The sequence below is a fragment of the Pseudomonas sp. NFX1 genome, from assembly GCF_051123555.1.
Classification (GTDB): domain Bacteria; phylum Pseudomonadota; class Gammaproteobacteria; order Pseudomonadales; family Pseudomonadaceae; genus Aquipseudomonas; species Aquipseudomonas capeferrum.
Window position 1 is genome coordinate 3,917,131 of the sequence record NZ_CP169366.1, and the last position, 24,052, is coordinate 3,941,182.

The 24,052-nt window shown below is 55.8% G+C and carries 18 protein-coding genes, 1 tRNA gene and 1 pseudogene; 12 read left to right on the forward strand and 8 right to left on the reverse strand.

Annotated features, from left to right (window positions below; genetic code table 11):
• The first annotated feature begins 107 nt into the window (after positions 1–107).
• From DJ563_RS17595 to DJ563_RS17605, 3 genes are all read left to right on the forward strand, one after another.
• Positions 108–614 (forward strand): sigma-70 family RNA polymerase sigma factor, encoded by a 507-nt coding sequence (locus tag DJ563_RS17595; protein WP_274099801.1) that lies wholly within the window; start codon positions 108–110, stop codon positions 612–614.
• Positions 611–1,567 (forward strand): FecR domain-containing protein, encoded by a 957-nt coding sequence (locus DJ563_RS17600; RefSeq protein ID WP_434518094.1) that lies wholly within the window; start codon positions 611–613, stop codon positions 1,565–1,567. The genes DJ563_RS17595 and DJ563_RS17600 overlap by 4 nt, the downstream gene beginning before the upstream one ends.
• A 564-nt stretch (positions 1,568–2,131) precedes the next feature.
• Entirely contained in the window at positions 2,132–4,477 is a 2,346-nt protein-coding gene (locus tag DJ563_RS17605; protein WP_434519734.1) for a TonB-dependent siderophore receptor, read from the forward strand.
• Between the two features lie 183 nt (positions 4,478–4,660).
• Here DJ563_RS17605 and DJ563_RS17610 read toward each other — a convergent pair whose 3' ends face one another.
• On the reverse strand, positions 4,661–4,888 hold the full coding sequence (locus DJ563_RS17610; protein ID WP_274100608.1) for a hypothetical protein: 228 nt from the start codon (positions 4,886–4,888) through the stop codon (positions 4,661–4,663).
• Positions 4,889–5,467: 579 nt separating this feature from the next.
• Here DJ563_RS17610 and DJ563_RS17615 point away from each other — a divergent pair.
• Positions 5,468–6,028, forward strand: coding sequence for a hypothetical protein (locus tag DJ563_RS17615; protein WP_274100607.1), 561 nt, complete (start codon positions 5,468–5,470; stop codon positions 6,026–6,028).
• A 292-nt stretch (positions 6,029–6,320) separates the two neighbouring features.
• The gene (locus tag DJ563_RS17620; RefSeq protein WP_434518095.1) at positions 6,321–7,580 is read left to right on the forward strand and encodes an IS256 family transposase; all 1,260 of its coding nucleotides are present in this window, start codon (positions 6,321–6,323) and stop codon (positions 7,578–7,580) included.
• Positions 7,581–7,989: 409 nt separating this feature from the next.
• Here DJ563_RS17620 and arfB read toward each other — a convergent pair whose 3' ends face one another.
• Entirely contained in the window at positions 7,990–8,403 is a 414-nt protein-coding gene (gene arfB / locus DJ563_RS17625) for an alternative ribosome rescue aminoacyl-tRNA hydrolase ArfB (protein ID WP_401075087.1), read from the reverse strand.
• 889 nt (positions 8,404–9,292) lie between these two features.
• Here arfB and DJ563_RS17630 point away from each other — a divergent pair.
• The 3 genes from DJ563_RS17630 to DJ563_RS17640 all read left to right on the forward strand — a co-directional run bounded on the left by DJ563_RS17630 (position 9,293) and on the right by DJ563_RS17640 (position 14,159).
• Positions 9,293–11,125 carry an AAA family ATPase gene (locus DJ563_RS17630; protein ID WP_434518096.1) on the forward strand — a complete coding sequence of 611 codons (1,833 nt, stop codon included), beginning with the start codon at positions 9,293–9,295 and terminating at the stop codon, positions 11,123–11,125.
• A gap of 516 nt (positions 11,126–11,641) precedes the next feature.
• Positions 11,642–13,357 (forward strand): Eco57I restriction-modification methylase domain-containing protein, encoded by a 1,716-nt coding sequence (locus DJ563_RS17635; protein WP_434518097.1) that lies wholly within the window; start codon positions 11,642–11,644, stop codon positions 13,355–13,357.
• A 40-nt stretch (positions 13,358–13,397) separates the two neighbouring features.
• Positions 13,398–14,159 (forward strand): PaeR7I family type II restriction endonuclease, encoded by a 762-nt coding sequence (locus DJ563_RS17640; RefSeq protein WP_434518098.1) that lies wholly within the window; start codon positions 13,398–13,400, stop codon positions 14,157–14,159.
• Between the two features lie 234 nt (positions 14,160–14,393).
• Here the strand turns inward: DJ563_RS17640 and DJ563_RS17645 are convergent, their stop codons facing one another.
• The 6 genes and pseudogenes from DJ563_RS17645 to DJ563_RS17670 form a co-directional block, all read right to left on the reverse strand.
• Positions 14,394–15,212 (reverse strand): hypothetical protein, encoded by an 819-nt coding sequence (locus DJ563_RS17645; protein ID WP_434518099.1) that lies wholly within the window; start codon positions 15,210–15,212, stop codon positions 14,394–14,396.
• 1,035 nt (positions 15,213–16,247) lie between these two features.
• The gene (locus DJ563_RS17650) at positions 16,248–17,105 is read right to left on the reverse strand and encodes an HNH endonuclease (protein WP_434518100.1); all 858 of its coding nucleotides are present in this window, start codon (positions 17,103–17,105) and stop codon (positions 16,248–16,250) included.
• Between the two features lie 5 nt (positions 17,106–17,110).
• Positions 17,111–18,637 (reverse strand): AAA family ATPase, encoded by a 1,527-nt coding sequence (locus DJ563_RS17655; RefSeq protein WP_434518101.1) that lies wholly within the window; start codon positions 18,635–18,637, stop codon positions 17,111–17,113.
• A 172-nt stretch (positions 18,638–18,809) separates the two neighbouring features.
• Positions 18,810–19,962, reverse strand: a pseudogene (locus DJ563_RS17660) (IS3 family transposase).
• A 297-nt stretch (positions 19,963–20,259) separates the two neighbouring features.
• Positions 20,260–20,335 (reverse strand) — tRNA-Thr (locus DJ563_RS17665).
• A 70-nt stretch (positions 20,336–20,405) separates the two neighbouring features.
• A complete protein-coding gene (locus DJ563_RS17670) occupies positions 20,406–20,816 on the reverse strand; it encodes a pilin (RefSeq protein ID WP_033701422.1) in 411 nt (136 codons plus the stop codon).
• A gap of 217 nt (positions 20,817–21,033) precedes the next feature.
• Here DJ563_RS17670 and DJ563_RS17675 point away from each other — a divergent pair, with 217 nt between their 5' ends.
• From DJ563_RS17675 to yacG, 4 genes are read left to right on the forward strand one after another with little or no spacing between them, the layout of a single operon-like run.
• Positions 21,034–22,242, forward strand: a complete 1,209-nt coding sequence (locus tag DJ563_RS17675; RefSeq protein WP_434518102.1) for a type II secretion system F family protein — start codon at positions 21,034–21,036, stop codon at positions 22,240–22,242.
• 2 nt (positions 22,243–22,244) lie between these two features.
• Positions 22,245–23,111 carry a prepilin peptidase gene (locus DJ563_RS17680; protein WP_434518103.1) on the forward strand — a complete coding sequence of 289 codons (867 nt, stop codon included), beginning with the start codon at positions 22,245–22,247 and terminating at the stop codon, positions 23,109–23,111.
• Positions 23,111–23,734, forward strand: a complete 624-nt coding sequence (gene coaE, locus DJ563_RS17685; RefSeq protein WP_047582819.1) for a dephospho-CoA kinase — start codon at positions 23,111–23,113, stop codon at positions 23,732–23,734. Before DJ563_RS17680 ends, coaE begins: the two co-directional genes overlap by 1 nt.
• Positions 23,731–23,931 carry a DNA gyrase inhibitor YacG gene (yacG, locus tag DJ563_RS17690; RefSeq protein ID WP_047582821.1) on the forward strand — a complete coding sequence of 67 codons (201 nt, stop codon included), beginning with the start codon at positions 23,731–23,733 and terminating at the stop codon, positions 23,929–23,931. The genes coaE and yacG overlap by 4 nt, the downstream gene beginning before the upstream one ends.
• Positions 23,932–24,052 lie beyond the last annotated feature (121 nt).

The following is a 24,052-nucleotide window of genomic DNA, read 5'->3' on the forward strand; positions in this document are numbered from 1 at the left end:
CAGGATGCAGTTCAGCCGATTCCTGCATCGGCTGTTTCCAAAGTCGCCCTCGCCCCACTACAATTGCAACTCATTCCTATCTGCAACTCATTCATGGGAAGAGGAAAGTGCCCACTGACGCCCCGTTGCAACCACTGGATAGCCTGTATCGCGACCACCACGGCTGGCTGCAAGGCTGGCTGCGTCTGCGCCTTGGTGATCGTGAGCGGGCCGCAGATATCGCGCAAGACACGTTCCTGCGCCTGCTGGTGACACGGCGCCTGCCGGCGCAGAGCGATGGGCGCCGGTTCCTGGCGCAGATCGCCCGCAACCTGGTCATCGACCAATGGCGCCGCCAACGTATCAAGCAAGCTTACCTGGAGAGCCTCGCCGCCCTGCCCGAGCCGGAAACCCCGTCGCTGGAAACCCGTGCCATCGTGATCGAAACCCTGATGCAGATCGACGCCATGCTCGACAGCATGCCCGCGAAGGTGCGCGAGGCGTTTCTGCTGTCGCAGTTCGAAGGGCTGACCTATAGCCAGATCGCCGAGCGCCTCGAGGTCAGCGTCAGTTCGGTGCAAAAGTACATGCTGCGCGCCATCACCGCCTGCTATCAGGTGCTGTACGCCGAATGAAAACCACCAGCGAAGCGCCCGTCGCCTCTGCCATCGTCGAGCAGGCCAGCCATTGGCTGATGCTGCAATGGGGTGGCGAGCTGGACAAGGAACAACAGCGTCGCTTCGCTGAATGGCGCACTGCAGACCCGGAACATGATCGTGCGTGGCAGCGCCTGGAGCACCTGCAAAACACCCTGAGCGGTGTGCCCACAGATACTGCGCTGGCGGTGCTGCGTGAGCTGCCCGATGCGCGCCGCCGGCAGACGCTGAAACTGCTCGGCGCGCTGCTGTTGGCCGGGGGCAGCAGCTACCTTGCCCAATCGCAACTACCCTGGCGCGAGGCCATCGCAGACCTGCGCAGCGGTACGGGCGAACGCCTGCAGCGCACGCTGGCCGATGGCAGCCGGCTTAGCCTGAACAGCGGTAGCGCGGTGGATATCCTGTTCAGCGCGAGCGAGCGACGCATTCGCCTGCTCGCGGGGGAGTTGCTGCTCGACAGCGGCCATGACCCAGCGCAACGCCCCTTGATCGTGGACACCGCCGCAGGGGAAATCCAGGCGCTGGGCACGCGCTTTTGCGTGTACCAACGTGGCGACAAAAGCCAGGTCGATCTGTTCGAGGGCGCGCTGGAACTGCGCCCGCTTCAGGCCCGCGCCACGCGCCTGCAAGCCGGACAAGGTTGCTGGTTTACCGCGACCCGGTTCGGTGACATCGCGCCAGCAAACCTCAACGCCATCGCCTGGCACGATGGCAGGCTTATCGCCGAACGCATGCCGCTGGGGCAGTTCGTCGCCGAACTGGCTCGCCATCGCCGCGGCATGCTGCGCTGTGACCCGACCATCGCCGGCCTGCCGCTAACGGGCGTTTTTCCCTTGGCGGACACAGACCGCGTACTGACTGCACTTGAGCAGTCCCTGCCGGTAAAGGTGCACAGGCTGACGAGCCTCTGGACCACGATCAGTCCTGCGTAGCGGGCGTTACACGCGACGATAAAGTCGGGGATGGGGTGAAGGCGGCTAAGTGCTTGTCTTGGGCTTGCAGGTGGGGCGGAGATCGAGCGCCGCCCGCGCGGCGCATCGCGAGCTAGCTCGCTCCTACATTTGTTTCGGTCCAGTTATTCCTGAGGTATTGGCGCGCGGCCCTTTGGTGCCCGCCTCAATATCGCGTCGGACAAACAAGGCGGTCGCGCGCTCAGGCACAGGCGTGACTGGCCGAAACAAATGTAGGAGCGAGCTAGCTCGCGATGCGCCGCGCGGGCGGCGCTCGATCTTCGGCCCCCTAAAAATACCAAGCCAGGCACCCGGTCGCCCCAAATACAATCTCCAGGCATCCACAACCCACCCAAAAAAATGCTGCTGCCCCTTGTCGGTTTTGCCGACTTGTCCGGGATACCTCTTGAATCCAACCAAGAAGCATTCTCAAGAGGAACGTCAAGAGTGCCGTATCTGCCCACAACCACCTGTTCTCGACTGAGCCTTGCGGTGCGCCGCAGCCTGTTTGCCGGCTTGCTCTGCACCAGCCCACTGCTGCTTGCAATGCCCGCAGCACCGGCTGACGCCAGCGAGCAAACACACAGCTACGCCATCCCCGCTGGCGGCCTGGACCAGGCGCTGAACCGCTTCGCGAGCGAGGCCGGTATCTTGCTTTCTGCCGATGCCCAGCTCACCGCCGGCAAGCGCAGCGCTGGCCTGAACGGCAGCTATTCCGTTGCAGATGGCCTGGCCCAGTTGCTGGCCGGTACCGGCCTTCGCGCATTCAACAGCGGTGGCAACTACACGGTGGAGGTCGCAGCGGGCAGCGGTGGCGCCCTGGAGCTGGAGGCGACCAACGTCATCAGCAACCAGCTCGGCACCGTCACCGAAGGCACCGGCTCTTACACGCCCGGCACCATCGCCACGGCCACCCGCCTGGTACTCAAACCCAGGGAAACCCCGCAGTCGATCAGCGTGGTCACGCGCCAGCACATGGATGACTTTGCCCTCAACAGTGTCGACGCGGTGATGCGCCACACCCCGGGCATCACCGTGTCGGCCTACGACACGGACCGGACCAACTACTATTCCCGCGGTTTCTCGATCAACAACTTCCAGTACGACGGCATCCCCTCCGCCGTGCGCAACGTCGCCTACTCAGCCGGCAACTCCCTGAGCGACATGGCCATCTACGACCGCATCGAAGTGCTCAAGGGCGCCTCCGGCCTGCTCAGCGGCGCCGGCTCGCTGGGCGGTACCATCAACCTGGTACGCAAAAAGCCCACCGCCGACTTCCAGGGCCACGCCACCCTGGGCGCGGGCTCGTGGGACAACTACCGCAGCGAACTGGATGTCAGCGGCCCGCTGACCGAAACCGGCAACGTCCGCGGCCGGGCCGTGGTTGCCTACCAGGACAAGCACTCGTTCATCGACCGCTATTCGAGCCAGAACTCGGTGTTCTACGGCATCGTCGAGTTCGACCTGTCGCCCGATACGCTGCTGACCGTGGGCGCCGACTACCAGGACAACGACCCCAAGGGTTCCACCTGGTCCGGCAGCTTCCCGCTGCTCAATTCCAAGGGCGAGCGCAACGACGCCAAGCGCTCGTTCAGCAACGCAACCGACTGGAGCAGCTGGCAGCAGTACACCCGCACGGTCTTCGCCACGCTTGAGCACGACATGGGCGGCGGCTGGGTGACCAAGCTGCAACTGGACCACAAGTACAACGGCTATGACGCGCAGATGGGCGCCATCCAGTTCGACCAGCCGCAGCCCGACGGCAGCGCCGAAATCAACGCGCAACGCTACAAGGGCGACACCACCAGCGACTCGGCCGACCTGTATGTCAGCGGCCCGTTCAGCATGCTCGGCCGCGAGCACGACCTGGTGCTCGGCGGCTCCATCAGCAAGGCCCACTGGGATGGCAAGGGTTACTGGGACGAAACCTTCTCGGTACCCAACCGCGTGGACTACAACAACTGGCACGGCAACCTGCCCAAGCCCGACTGGGGGCCGGTGTCGCAGCGCACCGACGACGTGATCCGCCAGACCGGCGTCTACCTCACCACCCGTCTGAACGTCACCGACGACCTGAAAGTGCTGCTGGGCGGCCGCGTGGTCAACTACAGCCTGACCGGCCTGACCCCGACCTACACCGAGTCCGGACGCTTCATACCCTATGCCGGCGCCATCTACGACCTGAATGAAAACTTCTCGGTCTACGCCAGCTACACCGACGTGTTCATGCCGCAGGAAAACTACAACCGCGACCGCGACAACAAACTGATCGAGCCGGATGAAGGCGAGAACTACGAAATCGGGGTCAAGGGCGAGTTCTTCGACGGCCGCCTGAACGCCAGCCTGGCCTACTTCGAGGTCAAGGAAACCAACCGCTCGGTGCCGGACGACGCCTACAACAACCTGACCCCTACCCCATCCAACTACGCGTTCAAGGGCAGCAAGGCGACCACCAAGGGCTACGAGCTGGAAGTGTCCGGCGAACTGGCCCCAGGCTGGCAGGTGCAAGGCGGCTACACCCACAAGGTGGTGCGCGACAGCAACGACGTGAAGCTCTCGACCTTCGAGCCCGAAGACCAGTTCAGCCTCTACACCACCTACAAGCTCACCGGCGACCTAGACAAAATCACCCTTGGCGGTGGCGCACGCTGGCAGAACAAGGCCTGGCAGCAGATCTGGAACAACCCCAAAGGCGTGAACGAGGACATCACCCAGGAATCGTACTGGGTGGTGGACCTGATGACCCGCTACCAGATCACGCAGAACCTGTCGGCGACGCTTAACGTCAACAACCTCTTCGACAAGTACTACTACACCAACGTCGGCTTTTATAACTCGGCCATCTACGGCGAACCGCGCAACGTCATGGTTACGACCCGCTGGGACTTCTGATAGCGGTGCCAGCCTGGAATACACGAAGACCCAGGCTGGCCTTGGTGGGCACAACTGCCTTGCTCAAACTTCCAAAACAGCCATGCCCCCCGTGGGAGCGGGCTTGCCCCGCGAACACGGGCGAAGCCCGTGCCATCCACCACAGTGCCTGCTTCGCGGGTAAGCCCGCTTGCACCGGGCCAACTAATCGCCCGGATCCTGCCCCTTCAGCTCCATCACCTTCCCACACTGCTCACTGGCCAACCGGCTGATAATCCGAATCGCCTGATGGATACCAGCCGTGTTGCGAAAGCTCAGCTGCGGGTTGTGTTCGCACTCCAGCATCTCGTCGTGCTGCACCAAGGCCTCGCCTAGCAGCTCGAGGGTCCAGGCGTAGCTTTGGATGGTGGTGAGGCGTTCGTGGTCAGTCATGGGGGGCCTCCTGGGGGTTGGAGGTGGCGCAGGATTGGGTGTCGATGGGGTAGAAACGGTGGGGGTTGCGGGCCGGCGCGGGGCGGCGGCGGAGAACGAATGCGAGGATCCTTGATGGATTTAAGGTGAGCATGCATGAGACTCCAAGTTTTAATTGGAGCTGCCACGATCCTTCCTACGGGATTGGGTGGCAGCTGTGCATGGGGTAGGAATACCGGGAAACTTGGAACCCGGCCAGGCCGAAGCCTGCCCACACACAGCCGCCATGACACAGCACGGCAGGCACAAAAAAAGCGCCAGCTGTGGTGCAGGGGCGCCTAGTGCATGCGCCAAGTTTACCAACGGGTTCCTACGCCCGGTCACGGAATTTGCCGCGACTCGGGGAATTTATCGCCTCGTTTCAGGTAGGGCAAGGTTCTTGGTTGTGGGAAACGTCCCATTGTTTTGTACGAATGCACAGGGAAACAAAACCGTAGCGTGCAAGGCAGGGAGGATGATGGACCATGGCTATTCACGCTCAACATTTCACCCTGACAGCCGTTAAAGCTCGTTGAGTCATACACAACGATGAGAACGGTTATGAAGCGAGTCGAACGGGATTTCATTACGCTATTCAACTGTTTGTGGTACCGCGATTTTCCGGTTACCGAGGCAAACGATCTAGCGGGGCGCGCCGACTGGACAATTCACCTTGGATTGGTAGTGCGTCAGTGCGCAACGCTTCTTGGCGCAAGGGCGTTGTTTGAACAAGGTGGACGCACCGACGCTGTGCTGCGGTATCCAGAAGGCGACACACTTTCGTTCGTCGAGTGGGAATGGAAACGGGCACATACGGATATCAATGAGATTTCCAAGCTGCTTGAGCGCGCCGGCAAAGCAGTGTTCCAGACCTTTATCGGCTATAGCAGGATCGAAGACATTGCGCTCACGTTGGAGCGAATCCACACGCAATGGCAGGACGCGGACAAGCCACTGATGGTATTCCTGATTACGTACGAGCTGTCTGGTCGTAGCCGTCATTTCATGGAGCTGCAGACGTACATGTTTGCAAGGGGAAAATACAAGAAAGTACGTGCTCAGCCGGCGTTGCCTTGGAAGGTGAATCGGGCGAAGGCTAACAGTGCATCTGATGAGGCGTGATTACTGCTGCTTACCCTAGTGCGGTGTTTTCAGAAGTACCAATGAAAATTGCTCAAGGCCCGTGCCGCACGAGCGACTGAGGCCAGGATGTCCTCGGCTTTTTTATGGTTCTTCACGGAATGTTGGGGAAGTGAGGCTGCTATGTGCTTGTCGGGAGGTAGGGTGATGGCGGCTAGGTGCCTGTCTTTGGCTTGGAGGTAGGGCGGAGATCGAGCGCCGCCCGCGCGGCGCATCGCGAGCGGGGGTGTCAGAAATTTTGTGTTCGGGCATAACATGAGTAAGAGGTGCATGTATGCCAACCAAAAAGAAATCTGAGCGCCAACCGGCGCGTGAGCTGCCGAAGCTCCCGAAGGAACTGCTTGATCAATTACCCGACACGCTGATGACTGCAGAAGCCATCGAAGAGGCCTCTGCGGCGTTCAAGAAGGCGCTGATCGAGCGAGCCCTGAACGCTGAGCTGGGTTATCACTTGGGCTATCCGTCGGGCGCGCAGCGCCCGGAGGATGAAACCAACCAGCGTAACGGTAAGAGCGGTAAGACGGTGCTCACCGGCGATGGCCCGATACGCCTGGATATTCCGCGCGACCGTAACGGCAGTTTCTCGCCGATTCTGATCCCCAAGCATGAGCGCCGTTATACCGGCTTCGACGACAAGATCATTGCCATGTATGCCCGTGGAATGACGGTCAGAGAGATCCGCGCGTTTCTTTCCGAGCAGTACGGCACGGAGGTTTCGCCCGATTTCATCAGCTCTGTGACCGACGAGGTCATGGAAGAAATTGGCGCGTGGCAACAGCGCCCATTGGAGCCGATGTACCCAGTCATTTTCTTTGATGCGCTGCGGGTGAAGATCCGCGAAGAAGGCTTGGTGCGCAGCAAGGCCATTTACCTGGCGTTGGGCGTTTTACCCGACGGGACGCGCGATATCCTGGGCATCTGGATCGAGAACACCGAGGGTGCGAAGTTCTGGATGAAGGTGTTCAACGACCTCAAGACGCGCGGCGTCGAGGACGTGCTGATTGCCGTGACCGATGGCCTCAAGGGCATGCCAGAGGCCCTCAGCGCGGTGTTTCCAGAAACAACACTGCAGACATGCATTGTGCATCTGATTCGCAACAGCCTGGACTACGCGGCTTGGGACAAGCGTCGAGCACTGGCCAAGGCGCTGAAGCCTATTTATCAGGCCATCAACGCAGAAGCGGCCGAGCAGGCATTGGATGAGTTTGAAAACGGGCCCTGGGGCAAGCAGTATCCAACGGTCGTGGCCGCCTGGAGACGCGCGTGGGATCGGGTGATTCCATTCTTTGTTTTCCCGCCTGCCATCCGGAAAGTGATCTATACCACCAACGCCATCGAGAGCATCAATGGTCAGCTACGCAAGATCATCAAGACCCGTGGCCACTTCCCGAACGACGATGCAGCCACCAAACTGATCTGGTTGGGGGTGCGAAATATCACGGCAAACTGGGGATCCGCAGCGCATGATTGGAAAAGTGCGATGAATCAATTTGCGATTCTGTACGGGGATCGGTTCATCAGGCCGACCTGGTGAAAAACAGGGCCTGCCTGGCGGCAGGCCATTACCGGCCCGCACACAAAAAAACTGACAGGCCCTCGCGAGCAAGCTCGCTCCTACATCCGTTTCGGGCCAGTTATTCCTGAGGCATTGGCGCGCGTCCCCTTAGCGTCCGCCTCAATATTGTGTCGTACAAACAAGGCGGTCGCGCGCGCTGGCACAGGCGATACTGGCCCGAAACAGATGTAGGAGCGAGCTTGCTCGCGATGCGCCGCGCGGGCGGCGCCGGATCTGATAGGCGCTGAAAATGCCAAGCCAGGCACCTGGTTGCCCCGAATACAATCTCCAGGCATCCCCCCTTAAAAAAGCCGAGGACATCCTGGCCTCAGTCGCTCGTGCGGCACGGGCCTTGAGCAATTTTCATTGGTACTTCTGAAACACCGCACTAGAACTCCACCTTACCCCGCCCCGCCTTGACAGTGCTGCGCCTGGCTTTTCCTTCGAGGCGGCGGGTCTTCGAGCCGAGGGTCGGTTTGGTGGGGCGGCGTTTCTTCTCGGTCTTGCCGGCAGTGATGATCAACTCGGCAAGACGCGCCAGTGCGTCAGTGCGGTTCTGCTCCTGGGTGCGGTACTGCTGGGCTTTGATGATCAACACGCCGTCACCGGTGATGCGACTGTCACGCAGCGCCAGCAGCCGCTCCTTGTAAAACTCGGGCAGCGACGAGGCGGGAATGTCGAAGCGCAGGTGCACGGCGCTGGACACCTTGTTGACATTCTGCCCGCCTGCGCCTTGCGCGCGGATGTATGTCAGTTCGATGTCGGCATCTGGCAGATGCACGTTATTCGAGATGGTCAGCATGGCATGGCCTTTGTCATTGCCTTCCATTATCACAGCCTTCGCCGCTGGCCTACAGAACAAAAGACGTTTGACCTCACCACAGTGGTCGAGACGTTCTACTCCGCCATTGCCAATTCGTACAACACTGCTCCCAGCTAGGACACTTGGACTGGGGTGTTTCCCTCCAACCTCAGTCTGCGGAATAACTCAGCAGCAGGTCGTAGTGAGAAAACTGGGTCATCTCAAAATTATCTCTAAACGGAAAAAACGTTATCTAGAAAAAAATCGGCTTCCCCCCCGTAAACATTGGTCCAAACCGAATCAACAGATACCCACTATCTAGAAAAGTCTGTAACGCTAAGTGGAAAACCGCGCCCTCTCAAGTCAAAAGCACGCAGATCAACAGCGTAAAAACAGCCACAAAAAAACCCGCACAAGGCGGGCTTCTTAGCAGGGCCAACAAGCGAAAAATCGCCATTGGCCAATCTGAATGTGGTGCGGAGACAGGAATCGAATCCGGACGACAGAAGTCAAATAAACAAAGGCTATTTACCGTTCCGCTTTCCATTAAGGTACTCAATTAGGCACTCATAGCCACGAGACACCTGCTTACCAGGCAAATCCAACGTAAATCTTGGGATGGCGAAATGATGCCTATGTGCCACCCACTCACCCTGGCGCTTTGCCATCCTCCACCTATAATCGATGCGCACCCGAGCGACTAACCACACCGCAGCTACCTACAGGTTGTGATTCGAAGATCCACTGGCTCAGTGGAGGGACGGGTTCACATCGATGCCTGAGGCCTTGATGACATTTCCTTCCGGCAGAATGTACGTCACTTTTTGCCGTTGAGGACTGACAGCGGTTGGTAAGGAAACGAAGACATACACAGATCAGGGATCTCACGATGCGCCTTAAGACCGTCAAGCTCAGTCATTTTCGCGGCTATAGCACACCCACCGTCATTCCTATCGATTCATCTATGACCGGTATTGTGGGTCGAAACGATTTTGGGAAGTCGACCATCCTGGAAGCACTGGCCATCTTCTTCGACAGCGCGGACATCAAACCCGACAAGAGTGATATGAACTGCTTCAGTCTAGCCGAGGGTCACACTCAGTTCGAGATTGCCTGCGAGTTTGACGACCTTCCTGAGGCTTTGGTGCTGGATGAAAATGTACACACCTCGCTATCGCAGGAATACCTGCTGAATGCGGCTGGCGTCCTTGAGGTAGTCAAAACGTTCAAAGCGAGCACCGGCAAACTGGACAGTACAGCCATCCGCTGTGAGCATCCGTCTGATAAAGCCCTCGCTAGCCTACTCAGTCTGAAAATGGTCGACCTGAAAAAGCTCGGCGCACAATATGAGATCGCTGATCGAGTAGCAGATCAGCGGGTGGCTTCCCAATGGCGGAAAGCCATTCGCGATGCGGCCGGAGATGTTGCCTGCCAAGAGACACTTCTTGATGTAGGCAAGGGGATGTCCACAGAAGGTAAATCTGTTTGGGATAAAATCGAGGCGCTGCTGCCAACTTTCGCGCTCTTCAAGGCGGACAGGGAGAGCAGTGACGGTGACGCCGAAGCCAAAAACCCTCTACAGCAGGCGGTCAAGGAAGCCCAAGCTGCGCTACAGGAGCAGATCAGTGAGCTAGAGCGGCAGATCGAGAGCAGTGTGTTGGACGTTGCTGGACGCACCCTCGACAAACTTCGAGAAATGGCTCCGGAGTTGGCTAATGAATTGACTCCCCGTTTCAAAGAAAAGCCCAAGTGGAGCTTCAGCTTTACTCTTGAGGGCGAGAATGGCATCCCCATAAATAAACGTGGCAGCGGGGTACGTAGGCTCATTTTGCTCAATTTCTTCCGAGCTGAGGCCGAAAAAAATGCAGTTGCTGGTAGCCCACGCAACGTGATCTACGCAATCGAAGAGCCGGAAACCTCACAGCACCCCAACTATCAGATGATGCTGATGAAGGCCCTTCTGGAGCTATCCAATCAAACCAATAGGCAAATCATCGTCACCACCCACGTCCCTGCTTTAGCTGGCCTGATGCCCATCGACGGCATCCGTTACGTAACCAAGGACGAACAAGGCGTCCCCATTGTAAAAATGCCAACCAAGGAAGTACTAACGGAAGCCGCCGAGAGTCTGGGCGTACTACCCGAGACAGGAATGGAACGAGCAAAAGGGGTCGTCCTGGTGGAGGGCAAGTCCGACGTCACCTTCCTCCGTCACACTTCAAATACCCTCAAAGCAGGCGGACACCTCCCATCCAGCTTGGAAGACGCGGGAATCGTCCCGATCCTAATCGGTGGCTGTGGCAGCGTTAAGCATTGGGTAACCCTCAATCTTGCGGACGACCTTGGACTGCCTTGGTGCGTGTTTTTGGACTCCGATGTTGGCGGAAGCCCGGAGCAGGTTGCAGCTATATTGAAACGTAAGCAGGAAGTCGAGGGACAGGGACGAGCGTTCTACTCGACGCGTAAACGTGAAATCGAAAACTACTTGTGCCCCGATATGATCGATGCCCAAAGCGGAAAAAGGGTTACGTTCACAGACACTTGCGACGCCAAGAAAATCATCGGCAAGGCAGTTGGCATGAAGCCAGACGATGTGATTGACAAGTTCTGGCCGTTAATGACAGCTACGCAGATCATTGATCGCTCCACGTATCATGACAATGGTGTAGATCGCGCTGAACTCAAGGACCTGTTGGAGAATCTGCTCAAGCTAGTCGCCTGACCTCTGCCACTGCTAACGAGCCTTACAGGCAGCAGTCGCTGCGCGGCCGTACGCCTCGGATTGACCACGGACGGCCGACCTCAACCTGTTTCGAACCAAATCGAAACAGGATGTCCTCCCTCCCGCGACTTTCGAAACACCCACGCAACCTTCCCGGTATGACGACGGCGCGTCAGGTAGGACGTCGATAGAATCAGGCTAGGTGGTCGTACCAATGACGACCAAGCTCTAGAACGGAAGCGAGATGGGCGCTGACCTCAGCATGTGCATTCCCTGTCATTCCGATCTGGTGTCGACCACAGCTTCTGCATGTCGATCAGTTCGTCGTTGGTCATCCCGTAACACTCTCGGAAAAGGATTCAGGTATCCTAGATCGTTTGCGGGAACCCTACGTGTCGCCCTCAAGGCAGCCCCCAACACCCCAAAATAGGCCATCAAATTGCAGATGACCATGGCCACGGGATCCCCTTGAAAGCACTTTTTCTACGGCATTTTCCGCAATCGACGAGGTAGACGATGCACACGCAGCCAATTTTCTTTCAGGCTTCGTTCCCCCAGGTGGAGTGCCCGATTGCCACTGCGACGGAAGCCTTGGCATCGGGTGGAGGCATCGAAGCACTAGGTGCGATTTTTACTCGTAGCGAGGTCGTGAATTTTATTTTGGATCTCGCTGGGTATACCAGTGATAAGCCGCTTCACAAACAAAGATTGCTAGAGCCATCTTTCGGCGCAGGCGACTTTCTCTTGCCTGCCATTGAGCGTTTGCTTACTGCTTGGCGTGCAGATGAGGAGAGAGAGTCTGGTATTGAAAGTTTAGCAAATGCAATCTGTGCCGTTGAGCTTCATCGCGACACATTTAGCAGAACTTATTCGGCAGTAATCGACCTACTTGCACAGAATGGATTTTCACCAGATTCAGCTGAGAAACTAGCCGACGGGTGGCTAACTCAAGATGACTTCCTCCTTCAGCCCCTCGAAGTAGGCTTTGACTATGTTGTAGGTAACCCACCGTACGTGAGGCAAGAGCTCATACCCGCACCGCTGCTCGCGGAATATCGTCGCCGCTACAAAACCCTATATGACCGTGCTGACCTGTATGTTCCCTTCATCGAGCGCTCACTGTCACTTCTGACTAAATGCGGGAATCTAGGCTTCATATGTGCAGATCGCTGGATGAAAAACAAATATGGTGGCCCTCTGCGCCAGATGGTTGCTGATAGTTTTCACCTTAAGATCTATGTGGATATGACAGACACACCTGCATTCCATACGGATGTCGTCGCCTATCCCGCAGTAACGATTATATCTAGAGCGAAAGCGGGAAAAACTATGGTTGCGCATCGGCCAGCCATTGAAAAAAACAGCCTGACAGCGTTAACGCATAAACTTTTATCCAAAGAGAAAACAGCACAATCGGTAGATGTTAGGGAAATAGCTAAAGTTACCAACGGGGCTGACCCATGGCTATTGGAGTCATCTGACCAAATCGCTCTAATACGTAGACTGGAGAATGAATTCCCCAGCTTGGAGGACTCAGGCTGCAAAGTAGGCATAGGCGTAGCTACAGGTGCAGACAAAGCCTTTATTGGTCCATTTAACTCATTAGATGTTGAACCGGATAGAAAGCTTCCGCTTGCGACTACAAAAGACATAGTTTCAGGAGAAGTAGCATGGACGGGGCTTGGCGTAATAAACCCGTTTAAGGACGAGGGTGGGCTTGTCGACCTGGACAATTATCCTCGATTAAAAAAATACCTAGAGGCACGCCGGGACGTTATTGCAAGTCGTCATTGCGCAAAAAAAACACCCGCTAGCTGGTATAAAACCATTGATAGAATCACTCCTTCACTCACGGGCAAACAAAAGCTTCTAATCCCTGATATCAAAGGAGAAGCTCACGTTGTCTATGAGGCAGGGGAGCTTTACCCACACCACAATTTGTATGTTGTGACATCGGAATCTTGGAACTTACGAGCATTGCAAGCTGTTCTGATGTCAGCCGTATCTAGGCTATTCGTAGCAACGTACTCTACGAAGATGCGAGGTGGCTTCCTGAGATTCCAGGCTCAGTACCTTCGGAGAATTAGACTTCCTCTATGGAAAACTATTCCTGAAGAGCTACAAAGAGAATTGATCCATGCAGCAGAAAGCCTAGACATCAATGCGTGTAACGTGGCGACATTCAAGATCTATGGCATGACTACAGAAGAAATCAGAGCAATCGGCGGGTAGTGCCTGCTGCATTACTAAATATCTAATTAAAGGATTAAACGTGAATTTTGACTGGCTGGATGAACGAGTCAAAGACGCCATCGGCAAGTTTTGGACTACGCGAGATGGTGGAAAAGGTGTCTTGGCAGGCAAAACACTGGACGCTTTCGTTCATATTATAGAGAAAACCGTCCGAGATAGCGGTCTAAAAGACGCAAAAGCATACACGGGCAGAAATACGTCGCAGCTCCCCGGCTTCTTCAGACCGCATAAGTGCTGGGACGTAGTTATTATAGACAATGGAAAACTTATTGCTGCGGTTGAATTCAAGTCTCAAGTTGGGTCAATCGGCAACAACTTCAACAACCGTACCGAGGAGGTTCTAGGTAGCAGCTTAGACCTTCGAACCGCCATTGAAGAATCCGCATTCGGCGAGGACGCCAATATATTTACAGGATATATCATCGTAGTAGAGGACAGTGCCGAAAGCCGTAAAACCCCAAACATAGGCATGACATACTTTCCTGTTATGAGTGGCTTCCTACTGGACGAGTCTACCCGGGAGACTTTGTACATCCCGCGCAAAGACACAACCTACCCACGCGCTAAAGGTATATCCTACATTGATCGCTACGATGTGATGTGTAAGAGATTAATGATGAAAGGCTTGTATACCGCCACCGCCCTAATAGCAGCACCTAAAGAAACACCGACCAATGGAAGCTACACTAGCATTAGCGCGCAAACCAGCATGCAAACATTCATCCTAAAGCTTGCCAAACACTGCGAAGTCGTCGACAACATCAATCAGCAAAAAATATAACAAGCTGGTAAAAATACCAGTATAGCTCAGCATCCACCCGCAGAGTTACGGCGTGCTGGAAACAGCCGAGCTAACGCACACCGTTCTAAGCGCCCTGTTCTTGGGTGAGCGCACACATAGTGCTCACCCAAGAAGTTAAACACGCGCACCGAGGCTATTCCCAGCTTTTATCTTATGTAGTCGGCGAGTTCATTAAATACTAACCGACATCACGACACAGTAGCTTTGAAGGCGCTAGGGGTTACCAGCCATCTTACGCGCATAATTGCGATCACTGAGGTCCTTCTTGGGGTCAGCTTTAATCCAAGCTATCGGTTTTTCACAATTAATACAGGTCAACATCTGTTTGTCACTACTTAAAGAATAGAGCTTCGCGATGGGTCCCTCTCCGACTTTCAAACTGGCTTCCACTACCTCAAAGCTTGGAAGCTCATAGCTAAGGCGATCCATTGTTTCATATCTGAAAGACCAAATTCTAACTTGCTTGCTGCGCCAGATACTCATGATAGTCAACGGATCATATTTAGTAGCACGCTGATACACCCAGTCGCCTTCGAACGATGTCAGCTTCCGGGCTTCTATATCCCTACGCCCCTTCTCCAAAGCCTCCTTTTGCATCTTTTCCAGCTCAGCGTTCAAGGCCTCTTCTCTTTTGCGAACCTGCTCCTTAAGTAACTGATCTAGGTCATAGGGCCCTTTTTGGTCGTAACTCCAGACAAGCCCATCTGCCCTCAAACCGAGCACCCTACAGTTGAGGCATACCAAACTTCGCTCATCCACATTACGCTTCATCACCAATCGTAGCGAACTATTTTTATCGTCAAGGAGGAGCTTCCCATCCTTTTGCGAAACTTTGAGCTTACCCACCGGCTTAATACCAGATGCGACAATATCTGCGAAAATCTCCGCCTCATCACCATGGATATTCAGCACCATTGCGCCTTTTGAGCTTTGCTCCTGATATCTATAAGCCCCAGTGAAATCCTCGCCACCGCATCCAGTAATGACCGCACCGGCAATAGCCACCGAAGCAAATTTAAACAGCGTACGCATAACATTCTTCCATTGAGTAATTATTACCTAAAGGCGATGCGTCACAGAGCGACTTCACTTCAACATCACAGACCTACGTGATGTGGCTCCATATGGTTGAGTTGCGCGATAAAGAGCTCGGCGCGGAATTCGTCCAGTCGCAACAGCATCGGCATACGGTACAAACGCAGGACGTTACCCTCTCTAGCAATGAGCACAGATCGCGCAACAGAAGCCGACCACCTCATAGCTGGAAACAAACAGCTCACGATCACCAGTTCGTTTAGATTCGCGCGCATCATTGATTGCGCCCCCTCCGCTCTAGCCATTCAGCTAGAACCCACAGCGCAATCCCCACCACCCACAGCACGACGATGACCCAGAGCGGTGCAGTCCAGTGAGAGCCCACACCGAAGCCTGCACCTGCAAGCCCAAGACACAACAAAACGGTTCTCATACGGAGCGCCTCCTATCATGATGAGTGGCCACGCTAACCGATGATTTCGTGTGTCATCGTCACTCCAACAAAAATCGCCAACTCCCAGGATGGGGGTTGGCCACAGTATGCTGGTGGGATTTGAGTGGCAGTCAGTGGCGTCATTACACCTCCGCTATGACTGCCGGTCGAATGTCAGTGGTTTTTTGAAGATTCCCAGTGAACGCGTAGATCAAGCCCAGGTGCGAGCGACGCCCCCGTTGGGTAATCTCATAACCCGGACAAAGGCCCTTGAGATATTCATAACGCTTTTTCTGGGTATGACTCAACCCCTCCGAATCCAAATGAGGGGTGTATTGCTGATTGCCGAAGGCGTGATGATGGTGGGTCATGCTGGCGTGCGTCACCGTTGGTGATGTCATCGCCAGCACCAGAACGCTCGCTGCCGTCCCTCTTACCCGAACGCTTCTATAAGCCTCAGCCAATCGTGATCGGTATCACGAGCTACACTGCCGCTGGGCTGAAGGTGCAACCATTGAGCTAAGATATGCCCCCACGCCGCACCTAAATTAATACAAAGGAACTTATAATATATATTCACGCTTTGCAAAAGCGTCTCTTCAAAGCGCGAACCCGCCGCTACAGTACCAGTCATTATTTACAAGAGCAGCATACATGGCCGTCATCCATGAGTTTTGATGTTTCGCCCGCTCTACTGTTAAAGTTTCGTTCAACTGCTTTCTAATTTCATCAATGGAGTCTTGCTGGTGATACATTTTCAAACGAGGGCTTAAGGTAGAAAGCTCTTCTGCCGCCTCGACCGCATATCTTTTTTTCAAACCAAATTCTTTAAAATGCGTCCGCACACGCTTTTTCTGCTCTGCGCTCCAGACTAATGGACAAGAAACATAAAATTCAATCGATGCCGGCATTGATTCGATAACACGAGCAAACAACCACTGCTCTTTATAAAATGCTCCCCTATCGAAATAAGGATGAAGGGGCTGTTCCGCAGCCAGCGCTGCGGCCGAAGTGCGCTTTCCACCCTCATTACAGTCGCGACACGCTGGAACAAGGTTCACAACCAAGGTTGAAAATTGCGGAAATTTAGCTTTAGGTAAATAATGATCCAAAGTATAGACATGACCAAAACCACAATATGGACATTTTTGATTAGGAGCGCTGACCATCAAAGCATCGTAATAAACACGGGCCGCCTTATTCTTACCAACGAAATATTGCGTATAAAGAGAATAAAACTCCCCCTTCGTTACTCCCGAGGTCACGACGTCTGCTTTCCCGCCCTTAAAACTAGAAAATTTATATAAGTTAGCAGCCCGGGCATTTTCCACGTATTCAGCCGCCTGGACTAAATGGCTTGGAGCAAAAGCCTGGAACTTCGCGACTAACGCAGGATCTGAAATACCACTGATGCACTCTATCAAAACTTCCAAAGGATCATACAGCGGTTGAGTCAAGACCCTCATAGATCCGCCTCCGACCTGTTTGAATTCGCAATTAATGAACGCAAGATAGATCGCCCTTCAAAACCTAACTGACCGCCATACTCACTTATGATCTGATCATAGTTTTTACCCTCACTTACGGAGTCCCTGAGCATGGCATGAAAACCAGAGTTGGCCACTTCCAGCCCAAATACTTCGCGGGTAAGAGTCCCCACATTCTCTCCAAATGTCTCGTTCTCCGGACGACATGCGCCGCCCTCCAGGCGGACACGATGCAATTTCCAAACGCAGGACCGAGGTACCTCCTGAAGCACCACTGGTGAATGCGTAGCTATGATTGCAACCCCGTTCCTTTCAATCAACAGATCAGACAATGTTCGAGTGAACGCCGAGAGCAGGGGAGGGTGTAAATGACTCTCAGGCTCATCAAGCAATATCAGAGTTTTCTCTTCAATGTGGGCGATGAGTCGCGTCAAAGTTAACAGTACGATAGCATGTCCAGAGCTCATCCTCAGATAGACATCTGAGAGCCTTTGATCAAACTCGTCCTCGTCCATGAATGGCAAAATGTCAAGTATGCCAATTTCCTTAAAATTAACATCCGAATTCAGCTTCGCAACCGAGTCAACCCATAGATCCCGCTTCCCATGGTTGTCCATGCAAGCATGAAAACTGGATATAAAGTCCTCGCACAAATCTTCCAAACCCTTTAGCCCACCTTCTCCTATACTCTTCAATCCAATATAGAAGTTACGCACACCTTGGGCACTATCCCTTTGATCACTAGGAGGGTCAAAGGGATCAAAAGCGCTAAATGAAACAGAGATCACACAGCTAAAATAGCTATCACTGATAGGTTGCTTTCCAAAGCCGTCGAGATTGTAAAATTGCCCATTCCTCAGTTGGCGGCCAGGTTCAATAACCGAGCGCACCATCTGGTTCAGCACAGTTGTCTTTCCAACTCCATTTCTGCCGATTAACACGTGCATATTAGTCGGTGGCTTTGACCCTGGCTCAATGGCGAAAGCCAACTTCATTGCTGACATTTTCTTCGTGGCCTTACGCTCAAACTCGAAGTCAAAGCTCGTGAGTGCGCTCCCCCCATCTAGTATTCTTTTAAACTGATGAAGAATCGAAGACATACTAGTATATCGAAGCAGCGAAGTTACAAATACGCTTTCACCTTTAACTTCATCCAAACGGCCTTGAAGCCAGACAACGTCTTGCAAACCGATGAGAATCTCTTGAGCGATATCTGAATCAAGAGCAGCTAGATTTGAGTAGTAATCCAAGTCTTGCCCCAAAGAAAAATACTCTCTTCCCAACCCATCAAAGGAGGTATCAAGATCATCTTTAGTCCATCCTTCTTTTTGTCCGACCCTCCCGATTTTTACACTTCCAAGATCAAACTCTTCCCCGTCTGAGTCATGATAACTAACGAAGAATTGAGTTTTAAATCCAAAATCATCCCAGTTATTCACTCGCAACGTGACGTGGTTGGTTCTCCGCTTTGAGGTACTGGTGACTGAAAATACTAACGCCATTTATAACTTCCCTGCTGTAAAAATTCGTATGTACGGTCCCATGATCCTATCAAACCAGATGAACCCTTCAGATGTCAAAATGACATTGCGCCCAAGGTAACCTGCTTTTATTCATGCCGGTGTGGTCCCGTCTGGGGCTGAGGCAGTACCGTACTGAATCGCCCCTGGTTTGCTAGACACTCTCCAAGCTCAGAAAATAGCGTTTCTCATACTCTACTGGCGACAGCTGCATAGCACTGCTGTGTCGGCGTTTAGGGTTATAGAACATCTCAATGTAATCGAAAATATCACTTCGAGCTTCGTCACGCGTTGCGTAGATCTTTCGCCGGATTCGCTCCCGCTTCAAAAGCTGGAAAAAGCTCTCGGCCACGGCGTTGTCATGGCAGTTTCCTCGGCGACTCATGCTGCTAATCACGTTGTTGGCCTTCAAGAAACTTTGCCAATCCGAGCTACTGAACTGGCTACCTTGGTCTGAGTGGATCATCACTTGCTGCTGTGGCTTGCGTCGCCACACGGCCATCAGCATGGCGTCGATGGCTAGGTCGCTGCACATCCTGGGCTTCATTGACCAACCGATGACTTGGCGAGAGAACAGATCCAGCACAACCGCCAGGTACAGCCAACCTTCATAGGTACGGATGTAGGTGATATCGGTCACCCAGACCTTATTCGGCTCACTGACCTTGAACTGCCGCGCGAGGTGGTTGGGCGAGGCCACTGTTGGTTTTCCACCGTAAAACCCTGGCCGCCGCCGATAGCCCGTTTGCGAACGCAGTCCCTCTGCTTGCATCAAACGACCGACTCGATTCCGCCCACACATGTCTCTCCTAGCTCTCGCAGGTCATCGTGAATTTTGCGATAGCCATACACGCCTCCGCTTTCTAACCAGGCATGCTTGATCAAGCCAAGCAGGCGTTGATCTTCTTTGCCTCGGGCAGATTGAGGCTCGGCCAGCCAAGCGTAGTAGCCGCTGGGATGCACCTTGAGGGTTTGGCAAAGGCGACGCACTGGATAATCCGTCGAGTGCTTCTTGATGAAGGCGTACTTCAGCCGCACTCCTTGGCAAAGTACGCGGCGGCCTTCTTTAAGATGTCTCGCTCTTCCGTCACGCGCTTGAGTTCAGCGCGCAGCTTACGCAGCTCAGCCTGCTGATCATCGTCTTGCTGACGCTGTTCTTGGGGTTTGCTGTAGAGCTTGATCCAAGCGTAAAGGCTGTGAACGGACATGCCCAGGCGCTGGGCAACATCGGCGACAGGCTTGCCTTTCTCGGTCACTTGCTTGACCGCTTCGATCTTGAATTCTTCAGGGTAACGCTGACGACTCATGGCACTTCCTATTTGGGCCTCATTATGAGGCTTGGAGGTGTCTACGAAACCAGGGGCGATTCATCCGTCAGCAAGGCCAAAGTCCTTTTCGCGGGGTGCAGCGTTCTTCACTTGCAGCGCTGTCAAAGGCATGCGAGTACCCATAGATAATTGAACAGCGCAAAGGTACTCGCAGGGGTACTCAGATAACAAGGGCTGGGATGAGATCGGATGGCACTGCATGAAACAGAAAGCCCGCACTAGGCGGGCTTCTGAGGGGTTTCATGCGACTGCTTGGCACTGCATGAATCTATTGACTGGTGCCGGAGACAGGAATCGAACCTGCGACCTTCGCGTTACGAGTGCGCTGCTCTACCGACTGAGCTACACCGGCGTGTAGCGCAACGTACCACTGCCGCACCCGTTACGCAAACCCCTGTTTCCCCTCGTTTATTGCCCTGCCCTCAAGCCCCTTTGCAACCACTCGGCGCGAGGTCTTCCTCGATGTTGGTGGTGCAGCCCCACCCAGTAGCCGAGCGGGTCAGGGTCAGGGCTTTGCCAACCACGGTGGCCGGTGCATCCACCAGTGTGCACACAATGCTCCCGGTGCCGGCAGCTGCGTTGCCGCTGGCGGTAATCGCGCAATGCGCTGTCGCCGGTTGCCCACCCAGCGCGCCTACATCCGCCACATCCTTGCCTTCGTTCAAGCGCAGGTCCATGGCCGTCTTCAGCGCCGAAATCTCCAGCAACCCGGCTGCGGCCTTGGTGCGGGACTGGTGGTTGGTGTACATCGGTATGGCGATGGTCGCCAGAATGCCGATGATCGCGACGACGATCATCAGTTCGATCAGGGTGATACCGCGTTGCCCTTTCATGAACGTTTTCCTTGTTTGATACGCATACACATTGGGGTCACTCTCGGCCCCAGGCTGGCAGCGGCGCAGTAGGCCTGAACAGACACCTTTTGTCACCCCTGCCAGCCTGGGCGTCATCTTCGCTGAACTACTCTAGTGAGCATCAGGGAAGCACGCCCTCTCATGGACGCGGCAAGCTGTTTCGAGGCTTGTCGTACGGGCAAAAAAGGACCTTTGCATGAACCCTTCGATACGTCTTTACGCCTGGCAGGGCACCAACGCTGATGGCCTGGCCGTCAGTGGGCAAATGGCTGGGCGCAGCCCGGCTTATGTGCGCGCCGGGTTGCTGCGCCAGGGCATTCTGGTGGCGCGTTTGCGGCCTGCTGGCGGGCGGGCGTGGCGTTGGCCGAAGCGGCGGGAGAAAACCGACCCGGCGGGTTTCAGCCGGCAGTTGGCGACGTTGCTTAAAGCCGGGGTGCCGCTGCTGCAGGCGTTCGAGGTGATGGGGCGCAGTGGCTGTGATGCGGCGCAGGCGGCGTTGCTGGTTCGATTGAAACAGGATGTGGCATCGGGGCTGGGGCTGGCGGATGCGTTGCAGCGCCACCCGGGGTGGTTCGATACGTTGTACTGCAACCTGGTGCGTGTGGGTGAGCAGTCCGGCACGCTCGACCGGCAGCTGGAGCAACTGGCGGACATGCTGGAACAGCGCTTGGCACTGCACAAGAAGCTGCGCAAGGCGATGATCTACCCGCTGCTGTTATTGCTGACCGGGTTGGGTGTGTCGGCGGTTTTGTTACTGGAGGTGATCCCCCAGTTTCAAAGCCTGTTCGCAGGGTTTGATGCGGCACTGCCGGCCTTTACCCAGTGGGTGATCGACTTGTCCACAGGGCTGGGGCGTCATGCACCGATGTTGCTGGTAAGTGCGGTGCTGTTGGCTGTGGCTGGGCGCGAGCTTTACCGCAAGCACAGGCCGGCGCGCTTGTGGATAACTCAGCGGGTGTTGGGCCTGCCGGTGTTCGGCAAGCTGCTGGGGCAGGCGGCGCTGGCACGTTTTGCGCGCAGCCTGGCAACGTCTTATACGGCTGGGGTGCCGCTGCTGGATGCCTTGGGTACGGTGGCCAAGGCCAGTGGTGGCGAGCTGCATCAACAGGCGATCCAGCGCTTGCGCCAAGGCATGGCCAATGGGCAGGGGCTGAACCAGGCGATGGCGGCAGAGCCGCTGTTCCCGCCCTTGTTGGTGCAGCTGGTGGCCATCGGTGAGTCCAGTGGCACGCTGGACCAGATGCTGGAAAAGGCCGCCAGCCACTACGAGGAACAGGTCAGCCAGGCGCTGGACCAGTTGACCAGCCTGCTGGAGCCGGCCATCGTGCTGGTCCTGGGCCTGCTGGTTGGCGGCCTGGTGGTCGCGATGTACCTGCCGATCTTCCAGCTGGGTAGCTTGATCTGAACATGACTTTATGGACCTTCCTGGCGATGGAGCCGGTTTACTTCATCACCCTGGCGACCGTGCTCGGTCTGTTGGTGGGCAGTTTTCTCAACGTTGTGGTGTACCGCCTGCCGATCATGCTGGAGCGCCAATGGCAGCGTGAGGCACACGAAGTGCTGGGGCTGCCGGTGACCGAGCACGAGCGTTTCGACCTGTGCCTGCCGGCCTCGCAGTGCACGCAGTGCGGGCACCGGATACGGGCGTGGGAAAACGTCCCGGTGCTCAGCTACCTGGCGTTGCGCGGGCGCTGTTCGGCCTGCAAACAGCGCATCAGCGTGCGTTACCCGTTGGTCGAGGTGGGTTGTGCGCTGCTGTCGATGGTGGTGGCCTGGCGCTACGGGGCCAGCGTCGAGGCACTGGTGCTGCTGCCGCTGACCTGGAGCTTGCTGGCCCTGAGCTTGATCGACCATGACCAACAACTGCTGCCCGATGCCATCGTGCTGCCGGGGCTGTGGCTTGGGCTGATCGTCAATTACTTCGGGGTATGGGTGCCCTTGCCCGATGCCGTATGCGGCGCGGTGGTCGGGTACCTCAGCCTGTGGACGGTGTACTGGCTGTTCAAGCTGGTTACCGGCAAGGAAGGCATGGGCTATGGCGACTTCAAGCTGTTGGCGCTGCTCGGCGCCTGGGGTGGCTGGCAGGTACTGCCGCTGACCTTGTTGCTGTCGTCGGTGCTTGGGGCGCTGGTTGGGGTGTACCTGCTGCGGGTGCGCAAGCATTCCATGGGTACGGCCATGCCATTTGGGCCCTATCTGGCAATTGCGGGGTGGATTGCCGTGCTCTGGGGTGATGAAATATACGCCTCTTACATGCAACTGCTTGGATTCTGATGACCACTGCAGCTTTCACCCCTTGGATTCTGGGCCTGACCGGCGGAATCGGCAGCGGCAAGAGTGCCGCCGCCGAGCGCTTCGTCGAGCTTGGCGTGCACCTGGTCGATGCCGACCAGGCGGCGCGCTGGGTGGTCGAGCCTGGGCGACCGGCGCTGGCCAGCATTGTCGAGCGCTTCGGCCCTGGCGTGCTGCTGGACGATGGCCAACTCGACCGCGCGGCCTTGCGCCAGCTGATTTTCGCCGACCCGGCGCAGCGCCAGTGGCTGGAGGCGTTGCTGCACCCGCTGATCGGGCAGGAGATTTTCAGCTACCTGGCCAAGGCTGAATCGCCTTATGCCGTGTATGTGTCACCCTTGCTGATCGAGTCGGGCCAGTATCGCAAGACCCAGCGAGTGCTGGTGATCGATGCGCCGCAGGCGTTGCAGGTGGAACGTACGCTGCAGCGGGACAACACCAGCCCGGAGCAGGTGCAGGCCATTCTCAATGCGCAGCTGGCCCGCGAAGAGCGGCTGCGTCATGCCGACGATGTGGTGGTCAATGACCGCGACCTTGCCGCGTTGCACGAGCAGATCGACCGTCTGCATCATTTTTACCTGACTTTACGAGGAGGCCAGCCATGAGCCAGCCATTGACCGTCGACTGCCCTACCTGTGGCGCACCTGTGGAATGGAACGAGAAAAGCACGTGCCGGCCGTTTTGCTCTGATCGCTGCAAGCTGATCGACCTGGGGGCCTGGGCGGCTGAAGAGCACAAGATCGCGGGGTCGGAAGAGTCCGAGGATGAGCTGTATTCGGGGGACCTGGAGCCGCGGCACTAAGCCTCTGTATTGGCACTCTGCATTGGCACTCTGCATTGGCCCTCTGTAGGAGCGGCCTTGCGTCGCGAAAGGGCTGCGCAGCGGCCCCGGCAATATTTGTGGTGGCACTGAAACCGGGGGC